The organism is Allobosea sp. OAE752, from assembly GCF_050433265.1.
Lineage (GTDB): Bacteria > Pseudomonadota > Alphaproteobacteria > Rhizobiales > Beijerinckiaceae > Allobosea > Allobosea spartocytisi.
Genome location: NZ_JBNPXO010000011.1, coordinates 114,842 through 124,981 on the forward strand (window position 1 = coordinate 114,842; position 10,140 = coordinate 124,981).

The following is a 10,140-nucleotide window of genomic DNA, read 5'->3' on the forward strand; positions in this document are numbered from 1 at the left end:
TGGAACTCGGGGAAGCGCCGGCCGGAAGGCGAGGCGCGAGCAGCCGACGACAGCCGGCACACTCAGACTAGGATGGGCCGGCAGGGCGCTCAAGCTCGGTCGGGGCATGGCCGGGGTGCGGCGGCATGCAGCTTCGGCGCGTCGTCGTCAGACGCTCCCTGCGTCGACGATGAAGTTCTGGCCGGTGCACATGCGCGAGGCATTGGAGGCGAGGAACAGGATCATCGCGGCAATATCCTCGGGCTCGATCGCGCCCTTGATCGCCTGCTGCTCCTGGGCCTCGGCCCAGCGCTCGGGCGTCAGGCGCTCGGCGCGCTGGCGCGGCGTCATCACCCAGCCGGGCGTGACGCAGTTGACGCGGATGCGGTCCTTGCCGAGTTCGCGCGCCAATGAGCGGGTGAAGCCTATGACCGCCGATTTCGCGGTGGTGTAGGCGATGAGATCGGCCGAGCGCTTCATCCAGGAGGTCGAGCTCAGATTGACGATCGTGCCGCCGCCGAGCGCCGCCATCTCGGGCGCGAGCTTCTGGGCGAGGAACATCATCGGCCGCAGGTTCACGGCGAAACGGTCGTCCCAGTACTCCGGCGTCACGCTCGCGAAGGCGTGCCGCTCGTCATGGCCGGCATTGTTGACGAGGATCGTGGCCGGACCGAGCCTCGTCTTGAGGACATCGACAGCGGCCAGGGCAGCCTCGATGTCGCGCAGATCGGCGCAGGCGAAGGCCACATCGGCGCCTGTTGCTCGCAATTCGGTTTCGAGCGCCCGGCCGGCATCGATCGCGATGTCGATGAAGCCGACGCGGACTCCCTGGCGGGCCAGTGCGATGACGGTGGCTCGGCCGATCCCGTCGGCCCCGCCGGTGACGAGGGCGGTGCGGCCCTTGAGGTCCGGATAGGTGGCTTCGACCGTCATCCTGCGAAGCTCGTCGAGGGCAGGCCGGGGACCGGCGCGGGCGCAGCGAAGAGGCCGCCGGAGAAGGGCGCTTCCGCCAGCACGCGGGAGGGCAGGCGAATGCGGGCCGTGGTGATGAAGAGGGTCGAAAGATCGGCGCCACCGAAGGCGAGGCTGGTCGGGCGCGGCACCGGCAGGCGGATATCGCGGTCGCGGCGGCCATCCGGGGTGAAGCGGCGCACGCACCAGCCGTCCCAGAGCGCGCACCAGATGAAGCCTTCGCTGTCCACGGCGAGGCCGTCCGGACGGCCTTCAGCAGGGTCGATCTCGGCAAAGATGCGGCGCCTGGAGACGGCGCCCGAGGCCATGTCGAAGTCATAGGCGTAGATGCGGCCGGGCGCGCTGTCGGTGAAGTAGAACATGCGGCCGTCGGGGCTCCAGTCGAGGCCGTTGGCGACGCGGAAGCCGCCATCGGCCCGCTCCCAGCTCAGATCGCCGTTGATTCGATAAAGCGAGCCGGTCGGCTTGCTCGCATCGAGGCTCATCGATCCCGCCCAGAGCCGGCCCTGCCGGTCGCATTTGCCGTCGTTGAAGCGGTTGTCAGGCAGGTCGTTTTCCGGGTCGACGAGGGGCGACAAGGCGCCGCTGGCGAAATCGAAGCTTTCCAGCCCTTCCTGCGTCAGCGCCGCGAGCCCGCCCTGCCGCCTCTCGATAACGGCGGAGACGAGGCGCGGCAGCTTGACCTCCTGATTGGTCCGCGTCGCCGGGTCGAAGCGGTGGACCGCCGGGGCGAGGATATCGACCCAGTAGAGGCGCTGCTCGGCGGCCGACCAGAGCGGGCCTTCCGCCAGATGCGCGCCCCAGGGCAGCACGCATTCGGCGTCGCTCTCGCTTTGCCGGTGGGCGGGTGAGGGCGGCGCGATGCTGTTGGGCGGAACCGCACCGACATTGCCGGAGATCTGGCGCGCGGCGGCCATCAAGTCGCGGCCTGTCGTGTGGAGGCGATCGTTCGACAGCCGCGTCGAAGGGCCGAACACGCCGATGGCGGCCACCGCTCGCCCGGTATGGTCGAAGATCGGCGCCGCCGCGGAGGACACTCCTGGCAGATGCTCTTCCTGCGAAACGGAGTAGCCGCGCACCTGTGCGAGAGCGAGATCAGCGAGGAGCGCGTCCTCCGTGGTGATGGTCGCAGGAGTGTACGATTCGAGCGTGATCGCATCGAGCAACGCCCGGCGTTCATGGGGGGCCGCGAAGGCGAGCAGCGCCTTGCCGCCGGCCGTGCAATGCAGAGGCGCACGGCGTCCCGCCTCGATGCGGAAGCCGAAGGCGCCGCCGCGGCTGCGCTGGTCGATATAGAGCACCTCGCCGCCATCGATGGCGCAGAGCGCGACCGTCTCGCGGGTTTCCTCCGCCAGCCGCTCCAGCATGGGCGCGGCAGCGCCGCGCAGATCGAAGGATTCCCAGACGCGATGGGCGAGCTCGAACAGCCTGTGGCCGAGCCGGTAGGTGTTGTCGCTGTCCTCGTGCCGGATCAAACGGAAGAGCAGCAGCGTGTTGAGCAGGCGGGCGAGCGTGCCCTTGGCGAGCCCGGTCGCCGCCTGCAGATCCTTGAAGCGCGGCGGCGTCGGGTGCTCGCCGATGACCTCGAGCAGATAGAGGCCTTTGGCCAGCGCGGCGGCGCCGACCGGGACGTCGCGCTCTTTCGGGGGCAGGACGCGCTCTTCCTGCATCCTCAACCCACCTTCGTGCGGACCACGCGCGCTGCGGCGGCCTCCGCGATCATCCGCTCGATCGTCCATTGCGGCTCGAAACCCAATTCGGCCCGAATCCGGGCATTCGAGGTTTCGTAGAACACGCCGGAACCGGGCAGGTCGACCGTTTTCAGAGGCAGCCCCGTCGCCTGCGCCATCAGCGGCAAGGCGTCGGCGAAATCGACGGGCGCGGTGGCACCGAGATTGTAAGTGCGCCCCGCCGCCTTCTCGCTCTTCAGCGCGAGCAGGATGCCGTCGACCATGTCGCGGGAATCGGTGATGTGCATGCGGAAGGGCCGGCCGTTCTCGTTGCGGGAGAGCACCAGCGCGGGCGTGCCGTCATCAGCCGCCTTCAGCGCGGCGACCGCCGTCGCGTTGCCGAAGGCTTCCTGCTGACGGATCTTCGGCTGCAGGAAGAAGCGGGGGCCAGAAAAGAAGCTCGTCTCGTCGAGCAGCTCGGCCGCGTCCTGCGTGTGCGAGAAGCGCAGGATCGTCGCCGGAATGCCGGCGCTGCGCTCGGTGAGGCGGATGATCTCCTCGCCGAGCTGCTTGGAGAGACCATAGGCCGAGCGCGGCTTGAGCGGATGGTTCTCGTCGACCGGCAGGTAGTCCGGGACATTCTCCGGATAGACCTCGCCGGAGCTGGCGAAGACGATGCGGGCGGGCTTCACCCCGGCTGCTTCCCCCATGAGGATGCGCGTGCCGTCGACATTGGCGCGGAAGACCTTGTCGGCATCGGCTGTAAGCCAGGACATGAAGGCGCCGAGATGCAGGATCGCCTCGGCATCCTTCACCGCCTCGCGCGCCGCGGCCGGATCGTCGAAGGCGCCGACGATTTCGCGATAGCCGGTCTGGGAGCGCCCCGCGCTGCGCAGGTCGAAGCCGGTGACGGTCTGCCCTTCGGCGAGGAGGCGGTCGATGACGCGGGAACCGATGCGCCCGGCGCTGCCCGTGACGAGAATGGCCATGGCTACGCTGTCCTCAGTTCAGGGCGAGATGCGTCTGGGGATCGAAGAGATGCAGGCGCGCCGGATCGAAGGAGAGCGAGACCGGCTGTCCCTGTGTCACATGGTCGGCGTCCATCACGCGGGCGATGAACTGGTCCGCTCGGCGGTCGTCGCTGCCGGCATCCTTGAGAGAGGTGCGGTTCTCCTCGACCAGGTCGAGATAAAGGTATTTCTCGCTGCCGAGGCTTTCGACGAGCCGTGGCGTCGCCTCGAAGGTGACGGGGCCGGTTGCGCCTGCGCTGAGATATTCGGGCCTGAGGCCGACGAGCAGCTCGCGGGTGCCGGGCGCCTTCGCCAGAGGCAGTTCGATCTCGCGCCCGAGCAGCCGGGCCGTGCGCGCGCCCGTCAACTCAGCGCGGAAGAAGTTCATGCCCGGCGAGCCGATGAAGCCGGCGACGAAGAGATTGGCCGGTTTGCGGAACATCGTGTCGGGATCGGCGATCTGCTGGATTTCGCCGTCGCGCATGATGACGATGCGGTCGGCCATGGTCATCGCCTCGGTCTGGTCATGCGTGACGTAGATCGTCGTGGTCTTCAGGCGCTGGTGAAGGGCCGAGATTTCGGCGCGGGTGTGGACGCGCAGCTTCGCGTCGAGATTGGAGAGCGGCTCGTCCATCAGGAAGGCCTGCGGCTCGCGCACGATGGCCCGGCCGAGCGCGACGCGCTGGCGCTGCCCGCCGGAGAGCGCCTTCGGCTTGCGGTCGAGCAGATGAGCGACGCCGAGGATCTGCGCGGCCTCGTTGACCCGCCGCTCGATCTCGGCCGCCGGCATGCCGCGCATCTTCAGACCGAAGCCCATGTTCCGCGCGACCGTCAGATGCGGATAGAGCGCGTAGTTCTGGAAGACCATGGCGATGTCGCGGTCGCCCGGCGCGAGGTCGGTGACGTCGCGCCCGCCGATCCGGACGGTGCCCGAGGTCGCATCCTCCAGCCCCGCGAGGATCTTCAGCATGGTCGACTTGCCGCAGCCGGAGGGGCCGACGAAGACGACGAACTCGCCATCCGTGATCTCAAGCGAAAAGTCCTTCAGGACCTGCAGCGGGCCGTAGGATTTGGTGACGCGTTCGATGCTGATGCCGGCCATGCGTGAGCTCACTTCTCCGCGCCGGCGGTCAACCCGCCGACGAGGTAGCGTTCGAGGAAGAGGTAGATCAGGAGGACCGGCAGGGCGACGATCAGCGCCGCTGCCGAGATATCGGCCCAGTTCGAGACATACTCGCCCTTCATCGTGGTCAGGCCGAGATTGGCGGTCCAGTTGGTCTGGGCGTTGGTCAGGAAGGTGCGGGCATAGGCATAGTCCGACCAGGACAGGACGAAGCCGTAGAGCGCCGTTGCGGCCAGGCCCGGCGCCGAGACCGGCAGGATGACCCGGACCATCGCGCCGAGCGGAGAGCAGCCATCGACCATCGCCGCCTGTTCCAGCTCGCGCGGGATCGTGTCGAAATAGCCCTTCAGCATCCAGGTGGTGAAGGGCACGATCAACGTGGCGTGGGCGAGGATGATCGACCACAGGCTGCCGATCATTCCCGTCATCCGGAAAATGCCGAAGAGCGGGATGACGAGCAGCGTCGCCGGCAGCATCTTGGCAGTGAGGATGAAGAGGCCGAGCGACTGGCCGCCGCGCACCTTGAAGCGCGAGAGGCTGTAGCCGGCGAGCACCGAGACCAGCATCGACAAGGTCACCGCGCCCGCCGCCGCCAGCACGGAATTGCCGAGCCAGAGCAGGATCGGCCGCTGCTCGATGATCTCCTCGAAGACGCCCCAGCGCGGGGCTGTCGGCCAGAATGTCGGCGGCAGCGCCCTGAGCTCGGCCGGCGTCGCCAGCGCGGTGACGATCAGCCAATAGATCGGGAAGACCAGGAGCGCGCAGGTGACGATCACCGTCACATAGAGCAGGGCGGCTGCGGGGAGCTTGCGTTTCATCGGCGCCTCCTCAGATGTTCTCGGGCGCCCGGCCCATCAGCAGCCGGCTCGCGATGACGCAGATGATCAGCGTGACCACGCCGATCGCCGAGGCGTAGCCCATCTTGAAGAAGCCGAAGGCCTGCTCGTAGGTCATGATCGAGAGCGTCTGCGTCGCCTTCAGCGGCCCGCCGCCGGTCATGACGTAGATGATCGAGAAGTCGCGGAAGACCCAGAGCATGACGAGGATCAGGGTCACGCCGAGCACCGGCATCAGCGAGGGCAGGGTGATGTTGATCAGCCGCTGCCAGGCATTGGCGCCGTCGACGCGGGCCGCGTTGTAGAAATCCTCCGGGATCGACTGCAAACCGGCGAGCATCATGATCGAGACGAACGGGTAGCCCTTCCAGATCATGGTGACGCAGACCACGGCGAAGGCGGCCTCCGGCGAGGAGAACCAGTTGATCGTGGTGTCGACGAGCCCGAGCCGGATGAAGACCCAGTTCATCAGGCCGAAGGAGGAATCGAAGATCCAGGCGAAGACCACGACGGCCACGACTTCCGGCACCGCCCAGGGCAGGGCGACAAGCAGGCGCGCCAGCGACTGGCCCTTGAAGCGGTTGTTGACCAGCAGCGCCGTGCCGAGGCCCAGCAGGAAGCAGAAGAAGGAAACGATCACGACGAGCTTCAGCGTGGTCCAGCTCGCGTTCCAGAATTCCGGCGAGGTGAAGAGCCGCTCGTAGTTCATCGTCGTGAAGGGCCGCCGCGGCTGGTCGAGCCGGGGGATGCCGACATTCTGGAAGGAGAGATCAACCGAGACGAAGAGCGGATAGGCGATGATCAGCCCGATCAGCAGCACCGCCGGCAACAGCAGGAGGTAGCCGAGCCAATGGCGCCGGCTCGGGCGGGCGAGATCGAGAAAGGCTGATCGGGACATGGGTCGGCTTTCAGGTAGGGAGCATGTTCCGCGACAGACCCCCTCTCCCCTTGCGGGAGAGGGTTGAGGCGAGGGGTCTCTCGACGTTGCCGGCGTGAGTGCCTCGCACGAGCGCTAACGACGCAAGGCGGCGCGACCCCTCATCCGTCTCGGCTTTGCCGAGCCACCTTCTCCCGCAGGGGGAGAAGGGAACGGTCGTCACTGCTGCTGCAGCGTCTCCGCCTTCTTCTGCATGGTCGCGGCCACGATCTTGGGGTCGAGATCCTGGATGATCATGCGCTGGCTCTCCTCCATGACCATCTTGGCGAACTCATTGAACTGCAGCTCGAGCCCCTTGGGGATCCGGTCGACCTTGGCGTCGGCGGCGGCCTTGGTGGCCTTCACCAGCAGGTCGAAATGCGGCGTCTCCTTGCTGGCACCGGTCGTGTCGGCACGCGGGTCCGGCGGCGGCGAGGCCCCGAGCGTCGCATAGCTCGACTGGAACTTGTCGGAGGTCGCGATCGCGATGAAATCCCAGGCGAGCTTCTTGTTCTCCGGCGAAATCTCGGAGGCGATGCCGAGCACGTTCGAGGAGCCGCCGACCGGCGGGTTGAACGGTACCGTGGTCAGCTTGATCTGGTCCCGGGCCTTGCCCTTCTGGATGATCGGCCAGAGCCAGGGGCCGTCCATCTTCAGCGCGATCTTGCCATCGGCGAAGAGCTGGCGGACTTCGCCGGCGGCGAGGTCGCGCGGCGTCAGGTTCTCCTTGACGATGGTCTTCCAGCGGGTGAGGCCTTCGATCATCTGCGGCGTGTTGATCGTGACCTTGCCGTTCTCGTCGGTCCAGCGCGCGCCGGCGTCGAGCGTGTAGTTCATCATCTCGGACATGTACTGGCCGCCGCCGCCACGGGTCTCGTGGCCGGTGCCGAACTGGTCGACGATGCCGTCTCCGTTGATGTCCTTGGTGAGCTTGCGGGCAGCGGTGAGGAATTCCGCGTAGTTCTTCGGAACCTCGAGCCCCTCCTTCTTCAGGAGGTCTTCGTTATAGGCCATGAAGTACCCGAAATAGAGCATCATCACGCAGACATTCTGCTTGTTCCAGGTGCAGGTGTCCTGGCCGGCCCAGCCTTTCAGGTCGAGCTTGGCGTTCTTGATGTAGGGGTCGAGCGGCTCCAGCCAGCCATTGTCGGCGAATTTCTGGAACTCGAAAGAGGCGAGATGGACGATGTCCGGCGGCTGGCCGCCGGCAAAGAGCGTCGTCATCGTGTCGGCGAAGGCGCCGCGCTCGACCTTGGTCCACTCGATCTTGACGCCCGGATGGGTCGCCTCGAATTCCTTGATGACCGAGCCCCACCAGTCGCCGGTGCCGCGCTCGTCCTTCTGCCAGGAGACGAATTTCAGCACCTTGTTCTGGGCGAGCGCGGGCAGGGCCGTCATCGTGCCGAGCGTGACGAGCCCGGCGGCGGCGAGCCGCTTCCAGTCCAGCATCCTCATGACGTTTCTCCCTCTCGTTTTTCTGCCGTGTTGTCCGGCGGTTACGGTCAGTGCTTGCGAAGCAGATTCAACGCCTCCTCGGAGGGCGCGACGCCCAGCCCCGGCCCGGTCGGCAGGCTGTAGAAGCCTTCGCGGCAATCCATGTCGCCGGTCAGCAGGCGCCGGTTCGGCTCGAAGATCGAGTGCTGGTATTCGTGACAGCTCACCGCCGAGAGCGCCGCGCTGGCATGCAGGCTTGCCGCCATGAACAACCCCATGCCGATGGTCGCGTGCGGGATCACTGCGAGATTGTGCGCCTGGGCGTATTGCCCGATGCGCATGAACTCGGTGACGCCCTTGTGGCCCATCTCCGGCTGGACGATCGCGCAGGCCCGCCGCGCCACCCGTGGCACGAGATCGTAGACCGTGCGCCATTCCTCGCCGGCCGCGACCGGCGTCGAGACGCGGGCCGCGACATGGGCGAGGCCGTCGACATCCTCGGGCTTCACCGGCGCCTCGGCGAACCAGAGGCCATGCGGCTCCATCGCCCGGATGGCGGAGACGGCCTCCTCGGCGGTGTGGACCCAGTGCATGTCGCAGGCGATGCGGGCCTGGGGCCCGAGCCGTTCGCGCAAAGTCGCGATCTCCGCGACATTGCCGTCATCCGCGACGGGCGCCGCGAATTTGAAGCTGTCGAAGCCCTTCGCCTGCCATTCGGCGGCGAAATCGGCGCGCTCGGCCCGGGTGCGCTTGGGCAGGCCCGAGATATAGGCCGGCAGCCGCTCATGCCGCCTTCCGCCGAGCATGGCGACGAGCGGCCGGTCGGCGAGGCGGGCATTCAGGTCCCAGAGCGCGATGTCGATGGCGGCGAGCGCGTCGAGATAGAAGCCGCCGGTATAGCCGCGCACGCGCATCAGGTCGTAGAGGTCTTCGTGAATTACGACGACGTCCTGCGGCGAGCGGCCGATCACGTAAGGGCCGAGCAGATCGTCGATGATCGCGATGGCGGCGCCCGGCGCGACGATGCCGTAGGTCTCGCCCCAGCCGACAAGGCCGCCGCTCGTCTCCAGCCGGACCACGACGGTGCGGTCCATGGTCGGATAGACCGTGCGGTTGCCCTTGCGGACGATGTAGCCCTTCTCGTTGATGCTCTCGCCGGGGCGCGGATCGCCGAGATAGACGGTCTCGCGCGGGATGGTCAGCGTATAGACATCGACCTTGGCGACACGCTCAGCCATGGCGCTATTCCGCTGCCTGAAGCGAGGCCGCCGGAGCAAGCAGGTCCGCGATCCGTCCGAGCCAGGCGTCGATCTCGGCCCGGTCGACCGCGTCGAAGGCCGGGAGCGGCGCTCGGCAGATCTGGTTCGACAGGATGCCGCGGCGGGTCAACACGTATTTGGTGAAGGCCATGCGCAGATTGGCCTGGACCAGCAGCAGCGGCAGGGTGCGCATATAGAGGTCACGAGCCGTCTCGACCGCCCCGCCGCGGAAAGCCCGGTCGAGCGCCGCGTGGATATCGGTGAATTCGGCCGCCGGCATCGCGCCGCAGGCGCCGCGGACATATTCGTCGATGATGTAGCGGGCGCCGCCGCCGCCGATCACGCCCTTCAGATGGGCTGGCTTGCCTTTCAGGATCGCCGTGATCGCCGGCCCGGCGGGAATCGTCTCTTCCTTGAGATAGGTGATGGCCGGGTTGCCGCGGACGATCTCCAGCAGCACGTCGGGCTTGAGGTCGGAGCCGCGCGGGGCGGGCGCATTCTGCAGGACGATCTCGATCCCCGGCACCGCATTCGCGATCTCGCGGTAGAACGCCGCCACGGCTGCCCCATCGATGCCGACGGATTTCGGCGCCTGGATCATGACATGGCCGATGCCGAGCGCCTGTGCCTGCCTGGCATAGCCGATGGCTTCCGCCGCAGACGGCGCGCTCGCGCCTGCGACCACCGGCACGCGCCCCGCGACGGCGCGGACGACTTCGCGGAGCAAGATCTCCCGTTCTTCCGCCAAGAGATTGTCGACCTCGCTGGCGAAGCCCGGAAACACCACGCCCGCCGCGCCGGCCCCGAGGGCGAAGGCGGTCACGCGCCCCAGTGCCGCGGGGTCGATCGCGCCATTGGCGGCAAAGGGGGTCGGCAGGACGGGAAGAATGCCTGCGAGAGCTGCTGTCATCGGGTGGTCCAATATATGGATCAATTGTTTT

Annotated in this window: 9 protein-coding genes; all 9 read right to left on the bottom strand. The window is 67.3% G+C overall.

What is annotated here, in order from left to right:
* Positions 1-147: 147 nt before the first annotated feature.
* The gene (locus GGC47_RS23505) at positions 148-912 is read right to left on the bottom strand and encodes an SDR family NAD(P)-dependent oxidoreductase (RefSeq protein WP_370955831.1); all 765 of its coding nucleotides are present in this window, start codon (positions 910-912) and stop codon (positions 148-150) included.
* The gene (locus GGC47_RS23510) at positions 909-2,621 is read right to left on the bottom strand and encodes an SMP-30/gluconolactonase/LRE family protein (RefSeq protein WP_142022676.1); all 1,713 of its coding nucleotides are present in this window, start codon (positions 2,619-2,621) and stop codon (positions 909-911) included. Before GGC47_RS23510 ends, GGC47_RS23505 begins: the two co-directional genes overlap by 4 nt.
* A gap of 2 nt (positions 2,622-2,623) precedes the next feature.
* On the bottom strand, positions 2,624-3,610 hold the full coding sequence (locus tag GGC47_RS23515; protein ID WP_038365593.1) for an NAD-dependent epimerase/dehydratase family protein: 987 nt from the start codon (positions 3,608-3,610) through the stop codon (positions 2,624-2,626).
* 13 nt (positions 3,611-3,623) lie between these two features.
* On the bottom strand, positions 3,624-4,733 hold the full coding sequence (locus GGC47_RS23520) for an ABC transporter ATP-binding protein (protein ID WP_142022677.1): 1,110 nt from the start codon (positions 4,731-4,733) through the stop codon (positions 3,624-3,626).
* An 8-nt stretch (positions 4,734-4,741) separates the two neighbouring features.
* Positions 4,742-5,572: a carbohydrate ABC transporter permease gene (locus tag GGC47_RS23525; protein ID WP_142022678.1), complete on the bottom strand. Its 831-nt coding sequence runs from the start codon at positions 5,570-5,572 to the stop codon at positions 4,742-4,744.
* A gap of 10 nt (positions 5,573-5,582) precedes the next feature.
* Positions 5,583-6,488, bottom strand: a complete 906-nt coding sequence (locus GGC47_RS23530) for a carbohydrate ABC transporter permease (protein ID WP_142022679.1) — start codon at positions 6,486-6,488, stop codon at positions 5,583-5,585.
* 198 nt (positions 6,489-6,686) lie between these two features.
* Entirely contained in the window at positions 6,687-7,955 is a 1,269-nt protein-coding gene (locus GGC47_RS23535) for an ABC transporter substrate-binding protein (RefSeq protein WP_142022722.1), read from the bottom strand.
* 53 nt (positions 7,956-8,008) lie between these two features.
* On the bottom strand, positions 8,009-9,178 hold the full coding sequence (locus tag GGC47_RS23540) for a mandelate racemase/muconate lactonizing enzyme family protein (RefSeq protein WP_038365603.1): 1,170 nt from the start codon (positions 9,176-9,178) through the stop codon (positions 8,009-8,011).
* A gap of 4 nt (positions 9,179-9,182) precedes the next feature.
* Entirely contained in the window at positions 9,183-10,109 is a 927-nt protein-coding gene (locus GGC47_RS23545; RefSeq protein ID WP_142022681.1) for a dihydrodipicolinate synthase family protein, read from the bottom strand.
* Between the last annotated feature and the right edge of the window lie 31 nt (positions 10,110-10,140).